We start from the raw sequence: 22,853 nt of genomic DNA, 5'->3' as shown, positions 1-22,853 counted from the left end.
GCCGAGACCGCCGAGCGGCTCCTGCACACGCTGACGGCCGAAGGCGGGGCCGAGGGCGGGGCCGAGGGCGGCACCGGAGGCAGGGCCCGGGGCGGCGGGCGGGGCGGCGGACGGGGCCGGCGGGCCGCTCGGTGACCGCTACTCGGTGTGTGACCGCTACTCGGTGTGCAGCACCGAGGCGATCGTCATCCGGGCCGCCGACCGGGCCGGGAGCAGGGCCCCGAGGACGGCGATGGCCACACCCGCCAGCAGCATCGCGGCCAGCTGCGGCGCCTGCCACACGTCCTTCATGGACTCGGGGAACTCGACCACCCCGACGTTGTCCACGACCAGCCGGTGGGCCAGCATCCCGAGCGGTATCCCGAGCAGCCCGCCGGCCACGCCGAGCCCGGCCACCGAGGTCACCGTCATCACCACCACCTGGCGGGGCGTCATCCCGATGGACTTCAGCATGCCCAGGTCCCGGCGGCGCTCGCGGGTGTTCAGCAGGACCGTGTTGAAGACGCCGAGTGAGGCGACGAGGGTCAGCAGCACCGTGAACACGTCCGCACCGGCTTCCGGATGATCCTGACCGCCCGCGGGATCGACGTGGCCGGCGTGGCCGCCGACGGGGCCGAAGCGGTGGCCGCCGCCCGCCGGCTGCGCCCCGACGTCGCCCTGCTCGACATCCGTATGCCGACCATGGACGGCCTGGAAGCGGCCCGGCGCATCCTCGCCGAGGTCCCCGGCTGCCGGGTGATCATGCTGACCACCTTCGACCTGGACAGCTACGTCTACGCCGCCCTCGCCGCCGGTGCCAGCGGCTTCCTGCTCAAGGACGTGACCCCCGAACACCTCGCCGCCGCAGTCCGCCTGGTCGGCACCGGCGACGCGCTGCTCGCCCCGTCGATCACCCGCCGCCTGGTGGAGCGCTGCGCCCCCGCGGCGTCCCGGCCGGCGGCCGCGCCCCGGGAGCTGGAGGCGCTGACCCCGCGCGAGCGCGAGGTGCTGACCCTGTTGGGCCACGGCCGCTCCAACGCCGAACTGGCGGCCGAACTGACGCTCAGCGAAGCCACGGTGAAGACCCACGTCGCCCGCATCTTCGCGAAGCTGTCCCTGCGCGACCGCGCCCAGGCGGTGGTCCTCGCCTACGAGACGGGCCTGGTCACCCCCGGCTCGCCGTGACCCGCCCCGCCCTCACGGGAAGCGGCGGCGCCGGATTCCCGCCGCGGCCCGCGTCGCCCTCGGACGGCGATCACGGGCGGACCTGCTCGTGTGCGGTGGCGGTCAGGGCTTCGGTCAGGGACTGGGCGTAGGGGTGGGGGCGGCGGCGGTGGGGGAGCAGGAGGCCGATGTGGCGGGTGGGACGCGGGGGTTCGAGCTGGACCACCCTCGCCCCGGCGGACGGGGCCAGTGAGACGGTGGGGATCAGGGAGATGCCCACGCCCGCCGCGACCAGGCTCTGCGCGAAGAAGTAGTCGGTGGTCGACGCGCCCACCCGCAGCTCGAATCCGGCGAGTTCGGCGTAGCGGCGCAGGAACGCCTCGGTCTTGAGGCAGCCGATCACCCAGCGTTCGGCGGACAGTTCGGCCAGGCCCACCGAGGCCCGGCCGGCGAGCCGGTGTCCGCGCGGTACGACCAGCCGGAGCGGGTCCTCCATCAGCGGGACCCAGTCGAGGGCGGGGCGCTCCCCCGGCCGGACGGGCGGCGGCCCGTCGAAGTGATAGGCGAGCGCCAGGTCGGCCGTCCCGCCGCGCACCATCGGCGCGGCAGCCTCCGGCTCGCTCTCCAGCACCGTCAGCTCCACCTCGGGGTGCGCGGCGACGAACCGGGCGAGCGCGGCGGGCAGCAGATGGCGGCCGCCGCTGGTGAAGGTGGCCACGGTCAGGCGCGGCCGGGGTGCGGTGAGCCGGTCGATCGCGTGGCGGACCTGGTCCAGTTCGGCGGAGATCGCCTCCGCCGCCTCCACCAGCAGCCGCCCGGGCTCCGTCAGGGTGACCCCGCGGGTGCTGCGCACGGCCACCGGGTGCCCGAGGCTGCGCTCCAGGGCGGCGATGTGCTGGGACACGGCCGACGGGGTCAGCAGCAGGGCGCCGGCGGCCCTGTTGAAGCTGCCGTGCTCCGCGACGGCCCGCAGGACGCGCAGCCGCTGCACATCGATCATCAGTAGTCCTTCATACCGGTTCAGCGGATCATCGGTTCCGCTGGGGACCCTATAGCGGCAGAGTCGCGCGCATGATCGACACCGTCGTCGACCAGGTCTGCTTCCTGCGCGAGCCCGCCTTCCCGTTCGTCTCGGTACGGACCGCCCACGTCCTCGGCGGCGGCCGGGCAGAGCTTCGCCGGGCCGGTGAACGCGGCCTCCCTCGGGGCGCTGGACGCGACCGGCCTGTGCGAGCTGGTCGCCGGCGGCTCGCCGAGCGGCTGCCGGGGGCGATCACCGAAGCGGCCGAAGCGGCCGAAGGGTAGCGTCGGTTGCGGGGGCTCAGCCCTCGCCCGTCCGCCGCTCCAACGGGGTTGCCACCGCCGAGTTGTTCACACCGAAGGTGACGCTGCCCGCCCGGTAGCGGTCGTCGGACCACTCGATCGGGCGGCCCGCGGCGGTCGCGGAGACGTGCCGCTGGCGCAGCAGCGGGCTGCCGCGCCGGATCTCCAGCAGCCGGGCGTCCTCGCTGCCCGCGGCGAGGGCGTCGATGAGGTGCTCGCCGTGGTGGGCGACGATCCCGGAGTCCTGGGCCAGGCTGTCCATGACGGAGCGGCAGTCCGCGGGCAGCGCCTCGACGGCCGCCGCCACCCAGTCCGCGTACGCGGTCCGCTCCACCATGGTGGGCTCCCCGTCGAGCAGCCGCAGCCGCAGCACGGCCAGGATCTCGGTACCCGGGTCCAGTGCGAGCCGCTCGGCCTCCTCGGGCGTGGCGGTTCTGCGGATCCGGGACAGGAAGCGGCTGTCCGCCCGGTGCCCCACCCCCTCGGCCCACTGGGCGAAGCTGTTCAGCTCGCCGAAGCTGTGCCGTCGCTCCTGGCGCAGTACGATCCGCCGCGCGCCCTGCCGGGAGCCGATCAGCCCCTCCGCGGCGAGCGTGGCGACCGCCTGCCGGACCGTCCCGCGCGAGGCGGACCAGCGTGCCGCCAGATCGCTCTCCGAGGGCAGCCGCGCGCCCACCGGGAGCTCGCCCGAGACGATCGCCGCGCGCAGCGCCTCGGCGATCTCCACATGCCGGACCGTGCCCATGCCCTTCGCCCCCTGATCGTGTGTGCCGCCCGCGCTCCTCATGATCATTCCAGCAGCTGCCGCACGGTTTGCCGCCGACCTTCTCGTCTCTTCGTCGAGCCGTGCTCCGGGGGACAGCCGGCGTTCACCGTGCGTACAGCGGGCCCGGGCGAACTGGAGCCAACTTGTCCAGACAAGTGATGCCCCCCTTAGTCTCCGGGAGAGACCGTGCTCAGTTCCTCCGCCCGTCGCGGTGCGGCCGTACTGCTCAGCGCCGCCGTCCTGACCACGCTCAGCGCGTGCGGCGCCGCACCCGAGCCCAAGCCCGCCGCCGCCGGCGACGCGCAGGGCAAGGTGCAGCCGGGCGCCGCCGCCTCGGTCGCCGACTTCGGCTCCATGGAGGCGCTCGCCGCCGCCGCGCAGAAGGAGGGCGAGCTCAACGTGATCGCGCTGCCGCCGGACTGGGCGAACTACGGCGAGATCATCAAGGCCTTCGAGGCCAAGTACAAGATCAAGGTGAACAGCGAGAACCCGGACGCCTCCAGCGCCGACGAGATCGCCGCCGTCAAGTCCCGCAAGGGCCAAAAGCGCGCCCCCGACGTCCTGGACCTCGGCATCGCCTTCGCCCGCAGCGGCGCCGCGGAGAACCTCTTCGCCCCGTACAAGGTCACCGCCTGGGACAAGATCCCGGCCGGCCAGAAGGACGCCGACGGCCGCTGGTACAACGACTACGGCGGCTACGTCTCCATCGGCTGCGACGCCGCGAGGATCCCCACCTGCCCGCAGACCTTCGCCGACCTGCTCAAGCCGGAGTACAAGGGCAAGGTCGCCCTCAACGGCAACCCCACCAAGTCCGGCTCCGCCTTCGGCGGCGTCTACGCGGCCGCCCTCGCCAACCAGGGCTCCTTCGCCGACATCCAGCCCGGCATCGACTTCTTCGGCCGGCTGAAGAAGAGCGGCAACTTCATCCCGGTCGAGTCCACCCCGGCCACCGTCGAGAAGGGCGAGACGCCCATCTCCATCGACTGGGACTACCTGAACGCCGGCTACGCCGAGCAGTTCAAGGGCAAGGGCGTCGACTGGAAGGTCGCCGTCCCCACCGACGGCGTCTACGCCCAGTTCTACTCGCAGGCCATCAACAAGGAGGCCCCGAACCCGGCCGCCGCCCGCCTGTGGATGGAGTTCCTCTACAGCGCCGAAGGCCAGAACCTGTGGCTGAAGGGGTACGCCCGCCCGGTCCTGCTGCCCGTCATGGCCCAGGACGGCACCGCCGACAAGGACGGCGTCGCGGGGCTCCCGCAGGTCCAGGGCACCCCGGCCTTCCCGGCCTCCGAGGAGCTCGACAAGGCCAAGGCCACCCTCGCCGAGAAGTGGGACAAGGCCCTCTCCTGATGCCGACCACCCTCTCCCGCGCCGCCGGCACCGGCCGCCGGCGGCGCGGCCCCCGCACCTGGCTCGCCGCCCTCCCGCTGCTGGCCTTCACCGGCCTCTGCTTCGGCCTGCCGCTCGGCGCCATCGCCTTCGGCGCGGTCACCCGCACCGACCCGGCGGACGGCGCCACCCGGCTGACCGGCGAGCACCTCGCGCGCTCCCTCCAGGGCCCCTACCTCGGCTCGCTCATCGGCAGCGTCCAGCTCTCCGCCCTCACCGCGCTGATCGGCGGAGTCCTCGGCGTCCTCATCGCACAGGCCGTGGTCACCTCGCGCTCCACCGCCCTGCGCAGTGCGGCGCTCACCGCCTCCGGCGTGCTCGCCAACTTCGGCGGCGTCCCGCTCGCGTTCGCGTTCATCGCCACCGTCGGGATCTCCGGAGTGGTCACCCAGCTCGCCGGGCTCACGGGCCTCGGCTGGAGCCTGTACTCCTTCACCGGACTCACCGTGGTCTACCTGTACTTCCTCATCCCGCTGATGGTGCTGGTGATCGCCCCGGCGCTGGAGGGCCTGCGCCCGCAGTGGCGCGAGGCCGCCCAGAACAGCGGGGCGAGCGGCGGGCAGTTCTGGCGCCACGTCGGCTTGCCGGTCCTCGCCCCCTCCCTGCTCGGCGGCTTCGTCCTGCTCTTCGGCACCGCCTTCGCCGCGCACGCCACGGCCGCCGCCCTCGTCGGCGGATCCGTCCCGCTGGTCACCCTCAAGATCGCCGACGCGCTGTCCGGCAACGTGCTGACCGGCCAGGAGAACGTGGCGCTCGCCCTGGGCCTCGACATGATCCTGATCGCCGGCCTGGTCATGGCGGTCTACCTGCCCCTCCAGCGACGGAGCGCCCGATGGCTGCGATGACCCCCACCGCCCCGGACACCGCGGCCCCGGCACGCACTTCCGCGCCGCGCCCGGCCGTCACCCGCCCCCGCTCCGGCGCCCGCCGCCGGACCGGCATCTGGCGCGGAGCCGTACTCGCCCTGGCGGGCGCCTACTTCCTCGTCCCGCTCCTCGCCTCCTTCGTCTTCACCGTGCACGTCCCCGGCCAGGGCATCGGCTTCGAGGCGTACACCGAGCTGCTCTCCGCCGACGGGTTCACCGAGAGCCTGCTGCTCTCCCTCGGGCTGGCCGCCGCCACCATCGCGCTGTCGCTGCTGCTCGCCGTGCCCGCGCTGCTCGCCGTACGCATCGGCTCGCCGCGGCTGCGCCCCGTCGTCGAGATCATGTGCATGCTGCCGCTGGTGGTGCCGCCCATCGCCCTGGTCACCGGCATCACCACCGTGCTGCGCTGGGGACCGGAGCACCTGTCGCGGACCCCGCTCTACCAGACCTTCCTCGCCGTGCAGGACGAGAGGTTCCCCCTCGTCCTGGTCCTCGCCTACACCGTGCTGGCCCTGCCCTTCGTCTACCGCTCGCTCGACGCGGGACTGCGCGCCGTGGACGTGCCGACCCTGGTCGAGGCGGCCCGCAGCTGCGGCGCGGGCTGGCCGCAGGTGGTCCTGCGGGTGCTGCTGCCGAACCTGCGGGCCTCGATCGCCGGCGCCGCCTTCCTCACGCTGGCCCTGGTGCTCGGCGAGTTCACCATCGCCTCCCTCCTCGGCTTCCAGCCCTTCGCGGTGTGGATCGTCTCGATCTCCGGAGCCCAGGCCCGGATGTCCGTGGCCGTCTCCGTCCTCAGCCTCCTCATCACCTGGCTGCTGCTGCTCGCCCTCTCCCGGGCCGGGACCGCCCCGGCCACCGCCGCGGCCGCACCCGCCACCACCTCCCGCAAGGAGTCCTGACCCCGATGTCCACCACGCCCACCCCCCTCCCCGCCGACGCGGCCGCCGCCGGGAAGCAGACGGCCCGCTCCGCGCAGCCGACGGCCGACTCCGCGCAGCCCGCGGGCGCGCGCGTCGAATTCCGCGGCCTGCGCAGGGCGTTCGGCTCCACCATCGCCCTCGACGGCCTCGACCTGACCGTCGAGCCCGGCGAACTCCTGGCCCTGCTGGGCCCGTCGGGCTGCGGGAAGACCACCGCCCTGCGCGTCGTCGCCGGATTCGAGCAGCCGGACTCCGGCGAGGTCCTCGTCGACGGAGCGGACATCACCCGGGTCCCGGCCAACCGCCGCGAAGCGGGCATGGTCTTCCAGTCGTACAGCCTCTTCCCCCACCTCAACGCCCGTGACAACGTGGCCTTCGGCCTGCGCGTGCGCAAGGCCGGAGCGGCGCAGCGCCGCGAGCGGGCCGCCGAACTCCTCGACCTGGTGGGCCTGCCCGACCACGGCGACCGCTACCCGCACCAGATGTCCGGCGGGCAGCAGCAGCGCGTGGCCCTGGCCCGGGCCCTCGCCCTGCGCCCGCGCGTGCTGCTGCTCGACGAGCCGCTGTCCGCGCTGGACGCCAAGGTACGGGCCAACCTGCGCGAGGAGATCCGCCGGCTCCAGCTCTCGATGGGCATCACCACCGTGTTCGTCACGCACGACCAGGAGGAGGCGCTGTCGATGGCCGACCGGGTCGCCGTCCTGAAGGCCGGCAGGCTGGAACAGTGCGCCGCCCCGGCCGAGTTGTACGAACGGCCCGCGACGCCGTTCGTCGCCGAGTTCGTCGGCACCATGAACCGGCTGCCCGGGCAGCTCACCGACTCCGGCCTGGTGGCGGTGGCGGGCGCCCGGCTGCCGGTGGACGGCCCCGTCCCCTCCACCCCCGAGGTGGAGGTCCTGGTACGCCCCGAGAACGTGACCGCGACCGCCGACGCCGAGGGTGGGGCCGTCGTGGTCTCCGCCTCCTTCTTCGGCTCGGTGACCCGCCTCCACCTGGAACTTCCCGGCGGGATACCGGTCAAGGCCGACCTGCCCTCCCGGGACGCCGGAGCCCTGGTGCCGGGCGCCCGGGCCGCCGTAGGACTGGCCGAGCGTCCCGTGCTCGTCGTGGCCAGGACCGCATGAGCGGGCGCCCGGGCGGCCTCGGCGCGGTCCTGTTCGACATGGACGGGACCCTCGTCGACACCGAGGTGCTGTGGTGGGAGGCCACCGAGGAGGTCGCCGGCGGCCTCGGCCACCGGCTCACGGAAGCGGACGCGCCGGAGGTGGTCGGCCGCGCCGTCGAGGACACCGCGGCGCACCTCGTCCGGGCCGCGGGCGGGGGAGACCCGGCCGGGATCGCGGCCCTGCTCACCGAGCGGTTCTTCCGCCGGGTCGAGGCGGGGGCGCCGATGCGGCCCGGAGCCCAGCGGCTGCTCACCGCCCTCGAGGCCGAAGGCGTTCCCTTCGCGCTGGTCAGCGCCTCGCCGCGGCTGGTCGTGGACTCGGTGGTCGGCGGCTCGCTGGCCCATGTCCCCTTCGCCTTCACCGTGTCCGCCGACGACACCGGGCGGACCAAGCCGCATCCGGACCCCTACCGGGCGGCCGCCGTGCGCCTCGGCCTCGCACCGGGAGCCTGCGTGGCGGTGGAGGACTCGCCCGACGGCGCCGCCTCGGCGGAGGCCGCCGGATGCGCGGTCCTCGTGGTCCCCTCGCTGCTGCCCGTTCCGCCGTCCCCGCGGCGGACCTTCGCGCGCTCCCTGGAAGAGGTCACCCCCGCGCTGCTGCGGAACCGGGCGGGGCCGCCCGTGTGAGGCCCGGCCCGCCCGGTTGGGTAGGGTGCCGGTGGTCGGGTGAGAACTGCGTGGGAGACATGAGTTGATGAGTGGTCAGCAGCCGGGCAGGGACGGTTCCCCTCAGGTCTTCCAGCCGCTGGCCGGAGACGACCCCACCACCATCGCCGGGTACCGGCTGGCCGCCAAGCTGGGCGCCGGCGGCATGGGCAAGGTCTACCTCTCCTACACCCCGGGCGGCCGGCCGGTGGCGATCAAGGTGATCCGGCCCGAGTTCGGCGAGGACGCCGAGTTCCGCCGCCGGTTCACCCAGGAGGTGCAGTCCGCGCAGCGGGTGCAGGGGCTGTTCACCGCCCCGGTCATCGACGCCGACACCGACAGCGCCCAGCCCTGGCTGGCCACCGCCTACGTGCCGGGGCCGTCGCTCGCCGACGCGGTGGTGGCGCACGGGGCCCTGCCGGTGGAGGCGGTGCTGCTGCTGATCGCCGGAATGTCCGAGGCCCTGCACGTCATCCACGGGGCGGGCATCGTCCACCGCGACCTGAAGCCGTCCAACGTGCTGCTCGCCGCGGACGGGCCCCGCGTCATCGACTTCGGCATCGCCTACGCCGCCGACGCGACCTCCCTGACCGGCAGCGGGGTGACCATCGGCACCCCGTCGTTCATGGCCCCGGAGCAGGCAGCGGGACGCCGGGTGACCCCGGCCACCGACGTCTTCGCGCTCGGCCAGGTCGCCGCGTACGCCGCCACCGGAACCCCGGCGTTCGGCGAGGGGACCTCGCACGGCGTGCTCTACCGCATCGTCCACGAGGAGCCCGACCTCAGCGGGGTCCCGGAGCGGCTGACCGAACTGGTCACCCGATGCCTCGCCAAGGACCCCGAGGCCAGGCCGTCCCTGTCCGAGATCATCGCGCTCTGCCAGGCCGCCAACGCCGAGACCGTGCTGCGCCGTCCCGAGGACTGGCTCCCCGCGCCGGTCGCCGCCGACATCACCGTGCGCGCCGCGGCCCCCGCTCCGGTGCAGACCCCGCCGCCCCCGGCGGCCGCCCCGGCCGTGCCGGCGTACGCGCCCACCGCCCCGGCGGCCCCGGCCACCCCGCCCCCGGGCTTCGGCCCGGCGCCGCACCAGCAGCAGCCGGCACCGCACCACCAGCAGCCGACGCACCAGCAGCAGCCGACGCACCAGCAGCCGACGCAGCACCAGCCGACGCAGCACCAGCAGCACCACCAGCCCCCGCAGTCGTACCCCACGCCCGCACCGGCCCCCCGCCCCACCGCGCCGCCGCAGGCCCCCGCGCACGCCTACGCCCCGACGCAGTTCCCGCCACAGCCACAGCAGTCGCACCAGTCGTACCCCGGCGGGTTCATGCCGCAGCCCCATCAGCCCCACCAGCCCCCCGCGAGGGCGGGCAAGAAGGGCGCGCTCATCGCGCTGGCCGCCGTGCTGGTCTTCGCCGTGGCGGGCAGCGCCACGGCCTACGCCCTGCTCAAGGACAAGGACAAGGGCAGCGCGGAGCAGGCGCAGGGCAGCGGCTCCACGTCGCAGGACAAGGGCAAGGGGGCGGACCAGGCCGGGGGAGGCCAGACGGGCTCGGCCCAGCCGGGTGCCAAGCCGAGCACCCCGTCCGACCCCAGGCCCACCGACCACAAGGGCATCAACCTCACCGCGGGCTACCACCTGACCCTCGGGGACGAGGACATCCGGCCCCAGGTCGGTGAGGACAGCGGCTACGAACTCTCCTACGACACCGGCGGCTACCTCGACGCCGAGACCTCGGAGGGGAACCTGGTGCTGCTCGATCCCGGACAGGAGGGAACCCTCGCCGTCTGCCGCGCCGAGACCCGCTTCACCAAGAACATCTCCCTGGCCAAGCTCTCGAAGGGCCGGCAGATCTGCGTCACCACCGGCACCGGGCACCTGGCCCTCGTGACGGTGCAGGGCTTCGCCCCGGAGAACTCGCCCAGCAAGTACATGACGCTGGACGTGACGGTCTGGCGCAACGCCGTCCGCTCCGGCGCGGGCAGCTGAGCCGCGGCCCGCTCCGGTGAACCAGGCGCCACCGCCCCGGACCCCGCTCTACCCCCAGGTCGCCGCGGACCTGCGGACCGCCATCGCGGCGGGCGAGTACGGATCGGGGCGCCCGGCTCCCCGCGGAGGACGAACCGGCCCGTCGCCACGGGGTCTCGCGGGGTAAAAGTCCGCCGGGCGCCGGCCGCGCTCGCTGGGGGAGCGGCCGGGCGGCCGTGGCCCCAGGACCGGTACCTGCCGGGGGCGGTGGCCTTCACCGACCACAGTTCGGCGGCCGGTGCGCCGGGACGCAGGCTCAGGCCCTGACCAGCAGGGTACGCGTCCCAGCCGCCTCGGGGAGGCGCCCGCGCGGGTCTGCCGCGGCCCACAGCTCCTGGTCCGCCTCGGTCCGGCCGTCGCCGGCGCCGGGCGCGTGGGCGGCCGGCCAGGCCCGCGGGTGGACGGACCGGAGGCCGTCGGGCTCCCACCGCACCGCCCGGCCGGGGTTGCGGTCCGCCGCCGGTACGCCGTCCCGTACCGCGCCGACGGCCAGGTCCGCGGGCAGGTCGGTGATCTGGAAGAGCTTCTGGCCGGTGCGCGGATCGCGGCAGTCGGCGCACGGACAGGTGTCGCGCAGCCGGCAGGCGGGCGGATGGGGGGTTCGCGTCGCGGGCACCGGTGCTCCCCTCAGAGTTGTACGGACAGCTTTCCGGACGGCATGCCGGCAGCGCCGGATGGCCGCGGGATGGCGCCGATGTGGCCGGACGACCTCGGCCGTTGCGCGGAACCGGATCTCCCGGGCCGTCGTCTGAGACCCCGTGTGGATGAGAAGAAGAATCGCCGCCCTGCTGATCGCCCTGCTCGCGACCCAGGTGGGCGCCCTGGTCAACCCCGCCTACGCGTGCGGCTGCGGGGCGATGGTCGCCGACCGGCAGTCCCGGATCGGCGTCGACCGGGAGACCTCCGTCGTGCGCTGGGACGGCCGTACGGAGCAGATCGTCATGCGGTTCACCGTCGGCGGGGACGCGCACCGGGCCGCCTGGATCATGCCCGTACCGGGCCGGGCCACGGTGGAACTGGGCGACGGGCAGGTCTTCGGCGAGCTTTCCCGGCTGACCCGGCCCGAACGCCGGACCCGGAGCTATTTCTGGCCGCGCGACGGCGACTGGCCCTTCTCCTCCGGGGGCGGGGACACCGCAGGCGCGCCACCGCCCGGCAGCGCCGACCCGGGCGTCGGGGTCGTCGGCCGCGAGCAGCTCGGCGACTTCGACGTCGCCCGCCTGACCGCCACCGACCCGGACGCCCTGAAGGACTGGCTGGAGGCCAACGGGTTCGAGCTTCCCGACCGGCTCGCCGCCGAGGTCAAGCCGTACGTCGACCAGAAGTGGGAGTACGTGGCGGTACGGCTGGCCCCCCGGCAGCAGGGCAGGCCGCTGCGGGGGGGACCTGGACCCGCTGAGGATCCGCTTCGAGAGCCCGGTGCTGGTCTACCCGATGCGGCTCTCCCGGATGGCCAGGACCCCCCAGTCCCTCGGTCTCTACGTACTGGCCGAGCACCGCATGGAGCCGAGCTCGACGATCGGCGGGTCCGCCCCCGAGGTGACCTTCGCCGGGAAGATCACCCCGAAGGGCGGGCCGCTCGCCGAACTCACCGGCGGCGAGCCGGTGTTCCTCACCGCCATCGACCAGCGCTTCCCGGAACCGGGCCGCATCGACGCCGACCACCAACTGCGCGCCGCCTCCCGCGACACCCCGTACCGCCGCGTCGTCTACCGGGACGAACTGCTCACGGTGGGGGACGGCGTCCCGGTCTGGCTCCTGACGGTGTCCGCCGCCCTCGTCGCGGCGGCGTCGGCCCTGGTGGTCCTGCGGCGCCGACGCCGCCCCGCGGCCGCGTGATCAGATCGGCCGGTCCGGCTGGGTCCGCCAGAACGCGCACTGGTGGTCCGCCCCGAACGACGAGCCCGGACCCGTCCGCACCGGGCCCAGGGTGAGCACCGGGGCGACCCCGGAGCCGGGCACGGCCGCCGGCCACGGCGCCTGACCCGGCACGACGGGCGCACCCGAGCGCGCGAAGGCACCCCAGTAGCGCTTCATCCGGGTCGCCAGCGCCACCTGCACCGGGGTCAGCTCCCGCTCACCCATGGTGAAGTCGTGCAGGTAGGCAAGTTCGGCGCTGTGCCCGTTCGACTGGTCCAGGCCCGGTACCTGGGCCCCGGCCAGCGTCGGCGACCGCGGATCGTCGAACTCGTAGGCATACGTCGGAACTTGACCGGCGAACAGCTCCGCCGTCCACGCGGTGTGGCAGGCGAAGGCCGAGTCCGTCAGGACGGCCGACAGCGCCAGGTACGGCGAGCCGTGCGCCTCGACCGGATAGCGCGCCAGCACTTCGGGCCCCGCGGCCCCGTACCCCGCGAGGACCTGTGCCGTGAACTGCTCCCGGGTCAGGCCCGGCTGCGACAGCGCGACGAAGAACCGCCCCTCGGAACGGGTGCTGCCGATCATGACCGGCACCCTGTTCCACGCGCCCGAGCGCACGGCCCGCTCCGGATCGACCGGCAGCAGCCCGTCGCCCGACGCCGGACCGGGGGTGGGCAGCGTACGGGCGGCCTGCACCAGAGCCGCCCCCGGGGCGCCGCGCAGGCACGCCGCCACCCCGGCCGGACCGCCGCACCCGGCCTGCGCCGCGAACTCCCGCGCCAGGGCCTCGGCCCGGGCCCGGTCGGGCGTGCGCAGCAAGGTGCACGGGCCGCTCTGCAGCACCGCCCGGTGGAACAGGCCGGCGGCCGAGGGGGCCGCCAGCAGCGCGCACACGGACCCGCTGCCCGCGGACTGCCCGGAGACGGTGACGCTCCGCGGATCCCCGCCGAAGGCGCCGATGTTCTCCCGGGTCCACCGCAGCGCCGCGATCTGGTCCATCAGCCCGAAGGAGCCGGAGCGCACCTCGCGCGGCCCGTTCAACTCGGGGAGGTCCAGATATCCGAGCTGTCCCAGGCGGTAGTTGATGCTGACCACCACCGTCTGGGTCAGTTCCGCCATGGTCCGCCCCCCGAACTGGGTACCGGTGCCCTGGCTGTACGCACCCCCGTGCATCCAGACGATCACCGGCAGCCGGGCTCCGGGGCGGGCCGACCGGGGCCGGTACACGTCCAGGTACAGGCAGTCCTCGCTGACGGCCGCCGGATCGCGCAGCCCGAACGGGGAGAACTGCAGGCAGGCGGGCGCCTGTCGGGCCGCCTCCCGCACCCCGGACCAGCGTGCCGGCGGCCGCGGCGCCCGCAGACGGGCGTCCCCGACCGGGGGAGCGGCGTAGGGGACGCCCAGGAACTCCTGCGCCCCGTCCCGGGCCTGTCCGCGCAGGGCGCCCTGCGCGAGGGTGACCACGGGGTGCGGTGCTCCGCCGCCCTGCGCCGCCGCCGGCGCCGCCGGGGCGATCAGTGCCAGCCCCAGGGCGAGGACGGCGCCGAGCAGGGGTCCCGTGCGGCGTTTCACGGGCGGAGGCCGGCGATCAGGGCGGCGGTCACGGCGTGGTCGGCCGGCCCCGCGTTCCAGTCGGCGTTCATCGGGCTCACGGCGATCCGGCCCGCGGCGACCGCCTCGAGGTCGCCGCCCTTGGCGGCCGGCCGCAGCGCCACCTTCACGGACACCTTCCAGGTGCCGTCACCGGAGTCGGTGTAGTCCGGCTGGAGGAAGTTCTGCGGATCCTGGAAGGTCGTGGCCACACCGGCGGCCGTGCCCTTGCCGTCCGGGCCGACCACCGGGTGGTTGACGTTGAGGCCGACCCCGGCGGGCAGCAGCCGCCCGGAGCGGGCCCGCGCCCGCAGCCGGTCGATCAGCTTGACGGTGAAGTCGAGGGTCGGGCCCATGGCGTTGACGGTGGTGACCGGGTCGGGCACGGTCAGGCCGCCGGTGCTCAGGGCGATGGCCGGGACGCCGGACTCCAGCGCGGCGACGGCGCCGCCGACCGTTCCGGAGTGGCTGGCGAGCCCGGCGACGTTCGGCCCGAAGTTGGTGCCGGAGACCACGAGGTCGGGGGCCTTGGCCGCGAAGACCTCGGCGAGACCGAAGGCGACGGAGTCGCCGGGCGTGCCGTCGACCGCCCACACCTTGGGCTCGGGGTGCTTCACCACGACGGTGGGGGCGCTGGACATCTTGGTGCCGGTTCCGCTCTGGTTGGTGAGCGGGGCCACGATCGTGACGTCGTGACCGGCCGCGGTCAGCCGCTCGAAGGCCTTCCGGATGCCGGGCGCGTCGTACCCGTCGTCATTGGTGAGCAGGATCCGCAGCGGGGTGGTGCGCTCGCTTGCCGGGACGGCGGTCCGCGGGGCGGCGGCCGCGGGAGCGGTACCGGCCAGGGCCGGGGTGCACAGCAGCAGGGCGGCCAGCGGCAGAACGCGCTTGCGAGTCACGGGGATGCTCCTTCGGAGGGGTGGGTGGTGGGGCGGAGGCGCGGATGGATCGGGGTCCGGAGACGTGGAGTCCCGGAGTGCGGGGCCCGGATGGCGGTCCGGGCGGGGGCCCGGGGTCAGCGCACGCTGCGGATCGGGAGGATGGCGAGCGCGCCGATCAGCGACAGGGCCCCGCCGGCCAGGAAGAGCGGGGTGTAGCCGCCCAGTCCGGTGACGATGGCCGAGGCGACGAAGGGGGCGATGATCTGCGGCCCGGCATTGGCGATGTTGAGGACGCCCATGTCGCGGGCGGCGTCCTCGGCCCGGGGGAGTACCAGGGTGACCAGCGCGGTGTCGACGGCCATGAAGCAGCCGAAGGCGAGGCCGTTGAGCGCGCTGAAGACGAGCATGCCGGTCCAGGTCGGGCTCACCACGGGCACCGCCATGACGAGTCCGGCGAGGGCGGCCGAGACGCCGACGAACACCTTGCGGCGGTCCCACCGGTCGGACAGCAGGCCGCCGAGCACGGTCGACAGGGCCATCGCGACCATCGACACCGGGGTGAGGACGGCCATCGCGGCGGGTGCGGAGAGGCCGGCGGGCAGTGCGATGTGGTCGTCGAGGATGTACAGCTGGTAGCCGACGACCGAGAAGTAGCCGAGGACCATCAGGGCCCGGCCGATGAACGCCCACCGGAAGTCGTGGTGGGACAGCGAGGAGAGGAAGGCCGCGAGCTTGGCGCCCTTGGGGCGGGCCGCTGCGGCGGCTGCCGCCTCGGCCGCGGCCGCGGTGCGCGGAACGTCCCGGCAGATGGTGGTGAGCAGCAGCGCCGCCACGGCGACGAGCGCGCCGAAGACCAGGTAGCCCGTGCGCAGGTGGTCCGCGGTCTGGGAGGCGATGAGGACGCCGACCGTGCCGCCGATGGGCAGGCCCAGTCCCACCAGTGCGGACGCGGTGCCGCGGCGGGCCGCCGGGATCCGGTCGGGCACGATCGCGGTGACCGCCGCCTGAAAGACGTTCATGGTCGCCTGCGCCAGGCACCAGGCGGTGCCGACCAGGAGCGCGGTGCTCACGCTGCCGAGGAAGGCCAGCGCGGCGAGCGAGGCGAGGGCGCCGCCCAGGATCCAGGGGCCGCGGCGACCGCTGCGGTCGGAGAGGGCGCCCGCGATCGGGTTGAACGCGGTGGCGAAGATCGAGCTGACTCCGCCGATCAGGCCCAGGACCGCGACCTTGTTGACGGGGTCGATCGCGGCGACCTGGAGGGGCAGCAGGACCGAGCCCACACCCATGTAGACCGCCATCATGGCGGAGTTCGCGAACAGCAGCAGGGGCAACAGCCCGCGCTGGCGGGGTGGTTCGGGGGCGGCGGGGACGGGATCGACGACGTCGGGCAGGGCCATGACGACTCCTCGGGGGACGGAGCGGGGAGGTGGCGGACGAGCGGGGCGCCGCGTGCGCGGGGAGGGGTGGCGGGGCACGCGGCAGCGGCCGGGGACGCCGGAGATGCGGCGGACAAGCGCGGTCGACCTGATGTTGTTACACGTGTCACCTGGCGCGCTGGACACTGTGTAGCACCCATTTCCAGCCGCCGCCAGGGGTTGTGCGGGGAGGCGGTGCAGATCGTGACCGCCCGGAGATCCCTTGGTGCCATGACGTGTAACCATGCTTGTGCGGGGGCCGGGTCTCGGCCATACTCCGTGCCGCGGTGCGACGATCCGCGCCACCCGGCCAGGGTCCCGGCCCTCCCGCGTGCGTGTCCGGCTCGTTCACCCCGCTCGTCGTTTCGCTCGTCTCTCTTCTGCCGTTCGTCTCCCTTTCGTCTTCCGCCCGTCGTGTGCCCGTCTCCGGTGAGGGCGCTCCGCGGCCGCCTCCGCACGCCTCCGGGGCCGCTCGTCGCGTGCCGGTCGTCGCGTGCCGCTCGTCCCGTCGCCGTGCGCTGCGCCCGGCCGGTCGTCCCGGCTGTCGCCTCCGCCGCGCGCCCCGCTGTTCGCCGCCCGCCCTGCTGTTCGCTGCCCGCCCCGCTGCGCGCCCCGCTGTTCGCCGCCCGCCCTCCCGTGTCCGCTCTCCGGGACGATCGTGAAAGGCCCCGCCATGCCGCCCTCGCCCTCCCGCGTGCCGCCGCACCACCTGCCGGCCGCGCCGCCCCGCCATGCGCTGCCCTGGGGGATCGCCCTCCTGCTCGTGTCCCTCCTCGCCGCCCTGCTGCTCCGCGTGGTCGAACGGCCCTTCTTCCAGGGGCTCGACGACTGGTGGGAGGCCTCCGTGAACAGCTCGTCCGCCGGCGGGGACGGCGGCTTCGCCCTCGTCCTCGACCGGCTCGGCGGCCCGATCGGTACGGTCCTGCCGCTGGCGCTGATCGGCGTCCTGTGCGTGTACGGGCGCTGGCGCTCGGCGCTCTTCGTCCTCGCCTCGTCCGTCGCCGCCACCGTGGTGGTGGTCCTGCCGCTCAAGGAGCTGGCCGACCGGCCGCGCCCGCCGCACCCGTGGGTCCTGGTCAACGAGGGCGCGTACCCCTCCGGCCAGGTGTTCAGCGCCGTGACCCTGGTGGTCGCGGCCGGACTGGTGGTGTTCCCGCCCCGTGCGCGACGCTGGTGGCGGGCGGTCGGTGCCGTGTACGTCCTCGCGATGATGGGGAGCAGGACCTGGCTGCACGCCCAGTGGCTCAGCGACACCGTCGCGGGCGCCCTGCTCGGCGCCGGGACCTGCCTGGTGCTGTGGCGCCTCTTCGCCCCGCTGCTGCGAACGGAGGCGGAGCGCATGGCCTCGGACAGCCTGTGGCTGTGAGGGCGGGGCCGCGTGGGCCAGGGGTCCTGGACGAGGCCGCCATATTGCGAAATGTTGACGGTCGAGAATTTTGCGCAATAGTCTCGTGGTGTCGGCGCGCACCAGGCGCGCGGCCAGGAAGGACCGGCTCATGGCTCACTCCCCAGGCGGCGACCAGTTGGTCGTGGACCTGCCCGCAGGGCGGCTGCGCGGCGCGGCCGAAGGCGGGCTCCTCGTATTCCGCGGCGTGCCGTACGCCGAACCGCCGGTCGGCGACCTGCGCTGGAGGCCCGCCCGGCCGCACGCCGGCTGGAGCGGAATCCGGGACGCCGCCACCGACGGGCCGAGCGCGCCGCAGCCCTACCAGGAGGGCGGCGACCCGGTGCTCGGCGGACACGGTGAGCCCCCCTTCGACGAGGACTGCCTGACCCTCAACGTCTGGACCCCCGCCGCCGACGGAGCCCGCCGGCCGGTGCTGATCTGGATCCACGGAGGCGGCTTCGTGTCCGGCTCCGGGTCGCTGCCCGGATACTCCGGCGCGACCTTCGCACGCGACGGCGACCTCGTCGTCGTGAGCATCAACTACCGCATCGGACCGCTGGGCTACCTCTGTCTCGGCCCCGGCGAGGACGCCAATCACTGGCTCACCGACCAGCTGGCCGCCCTGCGCTGGGTCCGGGAGAACATCGCCTCCTTCGGCGGCGATCCGGACTGCGTCACCGTCGCCGGACAGTCGGGCGGCGCGCTCTCCACCGCCGCGCTCGCCGGGCATCCGCGGGCGCAGGGCCTGGTCAAGCGGGTGATCCTGCAGAGCCCGCCCCTCGGCCTGGACCTCCCCTCCCCGGACGCCGCTCTGCGGCGCACCGCCGCCTACCTCGAGCTCGCCGGGGCCAAGGACGAGGCGGAACTGCGCACCCTGCCCTGGCCCGCGCTGATCGGAGCCGGCCTCGGGCTGTTCGCCCGGACCGCGCGATGGGGGTACTGGCCGACCCCGTTCCTGCCCGTGATCGACGGCGCCACCCTGCCGCTGCACCCCGCCGAGGCCCTGCTGCACGGGGCGGCGGCCGGGATCGAGGTCATGATCGGCTGGACGCGGGAGGAGGCGGCCTTCGGCTTCGCGCTCGACGAGGGGTACGCGGCCGCGACGCGGGAGCAGGTCACCGAGCGCATCGCGGAGACCTTCGGCGGCTCCCGCGCCCTCGCGGTGTACGCGGCGTACGAGCGGACCCGCCCCGGCGCCCGCCCGCACGACGTGCTGATGGACCTGATCACGGACGAGCTCTTCCGGGTCCCCGCCGTCCGGCTGGCCGAGGCCAGGGCCGAGCTCGGCCGACCCGTCTGGGCCTACCAGTTCGACCTGCCCACCCCCGCCTGCGAGGGCCGGCTCGGTGCCGCACACTGCCTCGAACTCCCCTTCGTCTTCGACAACTTCGACCAGTGGTCGCACGCGCCCTTCCTGGCCGGGATCGCCCCCGCCGTCCGCGACGGCCTCGCCCACGCCATGCACCAGGCCTGGATCGCATTCGTCCGCACCGGCGACCCCAACCACTGCGACCTGCCGCGATGGGACCCGTACGACACCGCAACCCGCGCCACGATGCGCTTCGACTCGGTCAGCGGCGCCCTCGACGATCTGGCCGGCGGCTCCCGGCTCCTGCATATGACTCGTGTAACCTGAAAGGAGGCAGCACAGTCCGGCAGAAGGAGCTCCGAGGGACGTCATGGCCAAGCAGACGAGCGTCCCCGCATCCATCACCAGTGCCGACGTGGCCCGGCTCGCCGGGGTGTCACGCGCCACCGTCTCCTTCGTGCTGAACGACACCCCCGGCCACCGCGTCAGCGAGACCACCCGCGCCCGGGTGCGCGACGCGGCCCGGCAGCTCGGCTACGTCCCGCACGCCGCGGCCCGGTCCCTGCGGGCCGGCCGCAGCAACCTCGTCCTGATGCCCGCGTCGATCTCCGCGATCGGCCGTCTCGTCAGCGACTGGGTGGACGACCTGCACAGCGAGCTCGACCGGCACGGCTACACGGCCGTGCTCCACGCCGGCCGCTTCGCCGACCCCCTCGACGCCGCCCGGGCCTGGGCCGAAATGCGCCCCGCGGCCGTCGTCGCCATGGACGGCGACCGCTTCGGCGGCCAGGCGGCCGAGCTGCTGCGCCGGGCCGGGGTGCGGGGGCTGCTCGCCTTCGCCGCCCACCCCGTCGAGGGCGTGCACACCGTCGGCTTCGACCACGCCCGGATCGGCGCCACCGCGGCCGGGCACCTCATCTCCCGGGGCCGGAGCCGGATCGGCGTCGTCATGCCCCTGGAGCGCGGCCTGGGCACGCTCGCCGAGCCGCGCCTGGCCGGCGCCGAGTCGGTCGCCGCCCGCCACATGGCCACGGTCACCCCCCTGGAGCTGGCCTACACCCGTGAATCCGCGACCGCGCTCGCCCGGCGGTGGCGGACCCTGGGCCTGGACGCCGTCTTCGCCTACAACGACGAGTACGCGGCCCTGCTCCTGCACGCGCTCCAGGCGGAGGGCGTGTCCGTACCGGACGACGTCGCCCTCGTCGGCTGTGACGACCTGGTCCTGTCCGCACTCCAGCAGCCGGCGCTCACCACGGTGCGCCTGGACCTGCCGTCGGCCGCCCGGATCGCGGACACCGTGCACGAGCTGATCGAAACGGGTACGGCCCCGCCGGTGGCGCCGGTCGAGGCGGTCCTCGTCCACCGCCAGACCTCCTGACGCGGCCCGGGCCGCCCCGCGGCCGGCCGCGCCGTCCTCGAATGGCCTGCCGACCGCGGGGCACGGACGATGGAGGCGTGCGTACCGAGGCGAACGGCACGGGTACCCGAACGGTGTCCGGATTCCTGGAGAACCCGGTCGTCGGAATGGCGCCCTGGATCGTCTTCTCCCTGCTGGTGGGACCGGGGCGGTTCGAGATCGCGGTCGGCATCGCGCTGGCGACGGCCGTGACCCTCACCGTGCTGAGCCGGGTGGTCAACCGGGGGAGCACCTGGAAGCTGCTGGAACTGGCCGATGTGGTGTTCTTCGCCGCGCTCGCCGTGGTCGGGGCCACCGCGAGCGCGGGCACGCTGCGCTGGCTGGAGACCTACGCGGGCGAGGTCGCGAACGTGACCCTCGCCGTGATCGCCTTCGGCTCCATGGCCGTGGGGATGCCCTTCACCCTCCAGTACGCCCGCGAGCAGGTCGACCCGGCGCTCTGGCACACCCCCGCGTTCATCCGCACCAACTACGTCATCACGGCCGTGTGGGGGCTGGCCTTCGTGGTGGCCGCCCTCGCGGGCGCCTACGGGGACCTGGTCCTGCACAATCCGAACAACATCTGGACCGGCTGGATCATCCAGATCCTGGCGATCGTCGCGGCCCTGCGGTTCACGGGCTGGTACCCGGAGGTCGTCCGGGCCCGCGCCACCCGGGAGGCGGCCGGGCAGGGACCCGAACCGCCCCGCCCGGCGGGGCTGCTGCTGCCGCTGGCCGGACTGCTGGTGCCGATCGGGATCGCCGTCCTCGTCTTCGACGACAACGTGTGGTGGCTCGGCGTGGCCCTGATGGTGGCCGGCGGACTCCTGACGAAGGCGCTCCAGTCGCGGGCCTGACGCCGTGGACCTGACGCCGTGGACCTGACGCCGCGGGCCCGATGCGCGGGTCGGCTGCGGCGGGGCCGACGCCGCAGGTCCGACGCCCCCGATCCGACGCCCCCGATCCAACGCCGCGGGCCCGACGAAGCGGGCCCGATGGAGCAGGCCCGACGCCGCGGGCCCGACGTCGCGGGGCCGTCGGGGCGCGGTGCGTGCGTCCGCGTCCCGACGGCCCCGCCGGCCACCGTCCCGGTGATCAGCCGGCCGGATCTGCCGAGGGCCCCCGGCGCGCCCCGAGCCGGGCACGCTCCCGGGCCAGCGCCGGCATCAGCAGCCACCACACCACCAGCCCCGCCCCGGCGCCGGCCGCGGCCCCGGCCACGGTGTCGCTGAGCCAGTGCGCGTGCAGCCAGGTGCGGCTCCACATCATGGCCAGGGTGAAGACCGCCCCGGCGGCCCACCACAGCCGCCGCCGGGCGACCGGGACCAACAGCGCCCCGGCCACGACCACCAGGAGCGCCGCCGTAGCGGCGTGACCGGACGGGAAGGAGCCGTGGTCGACGCGGACCAGAGGGTTCGCCGGCCGAGGCCGGTCCACCAGGTGCTTGAGCCCCTGCACGACGAGCATGTTGCCGCCGAGGAAGGCGAGCAGCAGGAACCCGGCCGACACCCGGCGCCCCCGCAGGAGCAGCAGGGCCAGCAGACCGAGCGGTACGACCGCGCCGAACGGGCCGCCGAACCAGTTCAGGACCGAGGCGACGGCCGCGTACAGCCCTTCGTGCGGGCCGCCCATCCAGACCAGCCAGCGCTCGTCCAGGGCCTGGAAGGGCGGATCGGCGACGTCGGTGCGGACCACGAGGGCCGCCAGCGCGGCGGCTCCCAGCAGCAGCAGGCCCAGGAGGAGGGGGCCGCGCTCACGCGGAGCCCCGGCGGCCGAGCCTTCGGAGCCCTCGGGCCGGACGGCGGCGGCGGTGGCGGCGGCGGCGGTGGCGGGACTACTGGTCACGGCCGTGTCTCGCGGTGGCGGGAGCGAGGTGGCGGGCGAGGAAGGCCACGCTCTCGGCCACGATCCCGGGAACGTCCGGGGAGCCGAGGAAGATGTGGTCCGCGCCCTCCACGGGCCGCAGGGCCACCTCGCCCCCGGCGCCCTCCAGGGCCTCGGCCAGCGCCTCGCTCTGGCTGTAGGGGACCAGGCCGTCGTGGGTTCCGTGCACCAGCAGGAACGGCGGCAGGTGCGGGCCCCCGGCGTACGTCACCGGGCTGGCGACCCGGGCCGGCCCCGGGTCCTCGGCCACCGGGGCGCCGAGCAGGGCCTCGTACGGGTCGGGGAACGCGACCTCGGACGGCATCGGCGGCATGGGGTGCGCGGCCAGGGCGACCAGGTCGGAGCAGCCGTACCAGTCGACGACGGCCAGCACTCCGGTCTCCCCGGAGCCGACGCCCTCGGTGCCCTCGAGCGCCGCGGCGTCCGCGGTGCCGGAGCCGACGAGGCCGGCGAGCGCGGCCAGGTGGCCGCCGGCCGACTCGCCCCAGACGCCGATCCGGCCGGGGTCGATGCCGAGCACGTCCGCGTGGGCGCGGACGTAGCGGATCGCGGCCTTCACGTCGTGCAGCTGGGCCGGGAACGGTGCTTCGAGGCTGTGCCGGTAGTCGACGGAGACCAGTGCGAGCCCGGCCGCGAGGACCGCGCCGTGCAGCAGTTCGGCGGGCACGGTCGGCGGCGGGTAGCGGCGGTCGCCGTCCAGCCAGCCGCCGCCGTGGATCCAGACGACGGCCGGGAAGGGGCCTTCGCCTGCGGGCACCTGCACGTCGAGCAGCCGGGGGCGGTAGCCGGGCGTGGTCGCGTACGTGATCCCGTCGAAGCGGCGCACGCCGTCCGGGCCGGTCACGGCCGGCACCGGGGGCCGGAACGGCGGGGGCGGCCAGGTCA

The 22,853-nt window shown here is 74.8% G+C and carries 21 protein-coding genes and 1 pseudogene; 13 read left to right on the top strand and 9 right to left on the bottom strand.

Annotated elements, in window-relative coordinates; genetic code table 11:
- Positions 1 to 156: 156 nt before the first annotated feature.
- Positions 157 to 543 (bottom strand): ABC transporter permease, encoded by a 387-nt coding sequence (locus AB0D66_RS32020; protein ID WP_362310713.1) that lies wholly within the window; start codon positions 541 to 543, stop codon positions 157 to 159.
- 18 nt (positions 544 to 561) lie between these two features.
- Here AB0D66_RS32020 and AB0D66_RS32015 point away from each other — a divergent pair, with 18 nt between their 5' ends.
- The gene (locus tag AB0D66_RS32015; protein ID WP_362310712.1) at positions 562 to 1,164 is read left to right on the top strand and encodes a response regulator transcription factor; all 603 of its coding nucleotides are present in this window, start codon (positions 562 to 564) and stop codon (positions 1,162 to 1,164) included.
- Positions 1,165 to 1,234: 70 nt separating this feature from the next.
- Here the strand turns inward: AB0D66_RS32015 and AB0D66_RS32010 are convergent, their stop codons facing one another.
- Positions 1,235 to 2,143: a LysR substrate-binding domain-containing protein gene (locus tag AB0D66_RS32010; protein ID WP_362310711.1), complete on the bottom strand. Its 909-nt coding sequence runs from the start codon at positions 2,141 to 2,143 to the stop codon at positions 1,235 to 1,237.
- 71 nt (positions 2,144 to 2,214) lie between these two features.
- Here AB0D66_RS32010 and AB0D66_RS32005 point away from each other — a divergent pair, with 71 nt between their 5' ends.
- Complete coding sequence (locus AB0D66_RS32005) at positions 2,215 to 2,448, top strand: hypothetical protein (protein ID WP_362310710.1); 234 nt, start codon at positions 2,215 to 2,217, stop codon at positions 2,446 to 2,448.
- Positions 2,449 to 2,464: 16 nt separating this feature from the next.
- Here AB0D66_RS32005 and AB0D66_RS32000 read toward each other — a convergent pair whose 3' ends face one another.
- Positions 2,465 to 3,211 carry a GntR family transcriptional regulator gene (locus tag AB0D66_RS32000; protein ID WP_362310709.1) on the bottom strand — a complete coding sequence of 249 codons (747 nt, stop codon included), beginning with the start codon at positions 3,209 to 3,211 and terminating at the stop codon, positions 2,465 to 2,467.
- Between the two features lie 243 nt (positions 3,212 to 3,454).
- Between AB0D66_RS32000 and AB0D66_RS31995 the strand changes: the two genes are divergently transcribed.
- The 6 genes from AB0D66_RS31995 to AB0D66_RS31970 all read left to right on the top strand — a co-directional run bounded on the left by AB0D66_RS31995 (position 3,455) and on the right by AB0D66_RS31970 (position 10,207).
- Positions 3,455 to 4,582, top strand: coding sequence for an extracellular solute-binding protein (locus AB0D66_RS31995; protein ID WP_362310714.1), 1,128 nt, complete (start codon positions 3,455 to 3,457; stop codon positions 4,580 to 4,582).
- Entirely contained in the window at positions 4,582 to 5,466 is an 885-nt protein-coding gene (locus tag AB0D66_RS31990; protein WP_362310708.1) for an ABC transporter permease subunit, read from the top strand. The genes AB0D66_RS31995 and AB0D66_RS31990 overlap by 1 nt, the downstream gene beginning before the upstream one ends.
- The gene (locus AB0D66_RS31985; protein ID WP_362310707.1) at positions 5,454 to 6,386 is read left to right on the top strand and encodes an ABC transporter permease subunit; all 933 of its coding nucleotides are present in this window, start codon (positions 5,454 to 5,456) and stop codon (positions 6,384 to 6,386) included. The genes AB0D66_RS31990 and AB0D66_RS31985 overlap by 13 nt, the downstream gene beginning before the upstream one ends.
- 5 nt (positions 6,387 to 6,391) lie before the next feature.
- The gene (locus AB0D66_RS31980; protein ID WP_362310706.1) at positions 6,392 to 7,531 is read left to right on the top strand and encodes an ABC transporter ATP-binding protein; all 1,140 of its coding nucleotides are present in this window, start codon (positions 6,392 to 6,394) and stop codon (positions 7,529 to 7,531) included.
- Positions 7,528 to 8,199, top strand: a complete 672-nt coding sequence (locus tag AB0D66_RS31975; protein ID WP_362310705.1) for an HAD family phosphatase — start codon at positions 7,528 to 7,530, stop codon at positions 8,197 to 8,199. Before AB0D66_RS31980 ends, AB0D66_RS31975 begins: the two co-directional genes overlap by 4 nt.
- 67 nt (positions 8,200 to 8,266) lie before the next feature.
- The gene (locus AB0D66_RS31970; RefSeq protein ID WP_362310704.1) at positions 8,267 to 10,207 is read left to right on the top strand and encodes a serine/threonine-protein kinase; all 1,941 of its coding nucleotides are present in this window, start codon (positions 8,267 to 8,269) and stop codon (positions 10,205 to 10,207) included.
- Between the two features lie 295 nt (positions 10,208 to 10,502).
- Here AB0D66_RS31970 and AB0D66_RS31965 read toward each other — a convergent pair whose 3' ends face one another.
- A complete protein-coding gene (locus AB0D66_RS31965) occupies positions 10,503 to 10,862 on the bottom strand; it encodes a hypothetical protein (protein ID WP_362310703.1) in 360 nt (119 codons plus the stop codon).
- A gap of 148 nt (positions 10,863 to 11,010) precedes the next feature.
- On the opposite strand from AB0D66_RS31965, the pseudogene AB0D66_RS31960 reads away from it, so the two are divergent.
- Positions 11,011 to 12,085: pseudogene (locus AB0D66_RS31960) on the top strand (DUF2330 domain-containing protein).
- Here the strand turns inward: AB0D66_RS31960 and AB0D66_RS31955 are convergent.
- The 3 genes from AB0D66_RS31955 to AB0D66_RS31945 all read right to left on the bottom strand — a co-directional run bounded on the left by AB0D66_RS31955 (position 12,086) and on the right by AB0D66_RS31945 (position 15,974).
- Positions 12,086 to 13,678: a carboxylesterase family protein gene (locus tag AB0D66_RS31955; RefSeq protein ID WP_362310702.1), complete on the bottom strand. Its 1,593-nt coding sequence runs from the start codon at positions 13,676 to 13,678 to the stop codon at positions 12,086 to 12,088.
- Positions 13,675 to 14,595 carry a 5'/3'-nucleotidase SurE gene (gene surE, locus AB0D66_RS31950; RefSeq protein WP_362310701.1) on the bottom strand — a complete coding sequence of 307 codons (921 nt, stop codon included), beginning with the start codon at positions 14,593 to 14,595 and terminating at the stop codon, positions 13,675 to 13,677. Before surE ends, AB0D66_RS31955 begins: the two co-directional genes overlap by 4 nt.
- Positions 14,596 to 14,711: 116 nt before the next feature.
- Positions 14,712 to 15,974: an MFS transporter gene (locus AB0D66_RS31945; protein ID WP_362310700.1), complete on the bottom strand. Its 1,263-nt coding sequence runs from the start codon at positions 15,972 to 15,974 to the stop codon at positions 14,712 to 14,714.
- Positions 15,975 to 16,665: 691 nt separating this feature from the next.
- Between AB0D66_RS31945 and AB0D66_RS31940 the strand changes: the two genes are divergently transcribed.
- The 4 genes from AB0D66_RS31940 to AB0D66_RS31925 all read left to right on the top strand — a co-directional run bounded on the left by AB0D66_RS31940 (position 16,666) and on the right by AB0D66_RS31925 (position 20,941).
- On the top strand, positions 16,666 to 17,358 hold the full coding sequence (locus tag AB0D66_RS31940) for a phosphatase PAP2 family protein (protein ID WP_362310699.1): 693 nt from the start codon (positions 16,666 to 16,668) through the stop codon (positions 17,356 to 17,358).
- Between the two features lie 130 nt (positions 17,359 to 17,488).
- On the top strand, positions 17,489 to 19,015 hold the full coding sequence (locus AB0D66_RS31935) for a carboxylesterase family protein (RefSeq protein ID WP_362310698.1): 1,527 nt from the start codon (positions 17,489 to 17,491) through the stop codon (positions 19,013 to 19,015).
- A gap of 43 nt (positions 19,016 to 19,058) precedes the next feature.
- The gene (locus tag AB0D66_RS31930; RefSeq protein WP_362310697.1) at positions 19,059 to 20,066 is read left to right on the top strand and encodes a LacI family DNA-binding transcriptional regulator; all 1,008 of its coding nucleotides are present in this window, start codon (positions 19,059 to 19,061) and stop codon (positions 20,064 to 20,066) included.
- Between the two features lie 77 nt (positions 20,067 to 20,143).
- Positions 20,144 to 20,941, top strand: coding sequence for a hypothetical protein (locus AB0D66_RS31925; RefSeq protein WP_362310696.1), 798 nt, complete (start codon positions 20,144 to 20,146; stop codon positions 20,939 to 20,941).
- A gap of 238 nt (positions 20,942 to 21,179) precedes the next feature.
- Here AB0D66_RS31925 and AB0D66_RS31920 read toward each other — a convergent pair whose 3' ends face one another.
- Together AB0D66_RS31920 and AB0D66_RS31915 are read right to left on the bottom strand one after the other, a co-directional pair.
- Entirely contained in the window at positions 21,180 to 21,929 is a 750-nt protein-coding gene (locus AB0D66_RS31920; protein WP_362310695.1) for a phosphatase PAP2 family protein, read from the bottom strand.
- Positions 21,919 to 22,853, bottom strand: a 935-nt coding sequence (locus AB0D66_RS31915) for an alpha/beta hydrolase (protein ID WP_362310694.1), incomplete at its 5' end; no start/stop codon positions are given. The genes AB0D66_RS31915 and AB0D66_RS31920, both read right to left, overlap by 11 nt.

The sequence above is a fragment of the Streptomyces sp. NPDC048270 genome (assembly GCF_040652335.1).
Classification (GTDB): Bacteria; Actinomycetota; Actinomycetes; order Streptomycetales; family Streptomycetaceae; genus Streptomyces.
This window is presented reverse-complemented; position numbering and strand designations above follow the sequence as displayed.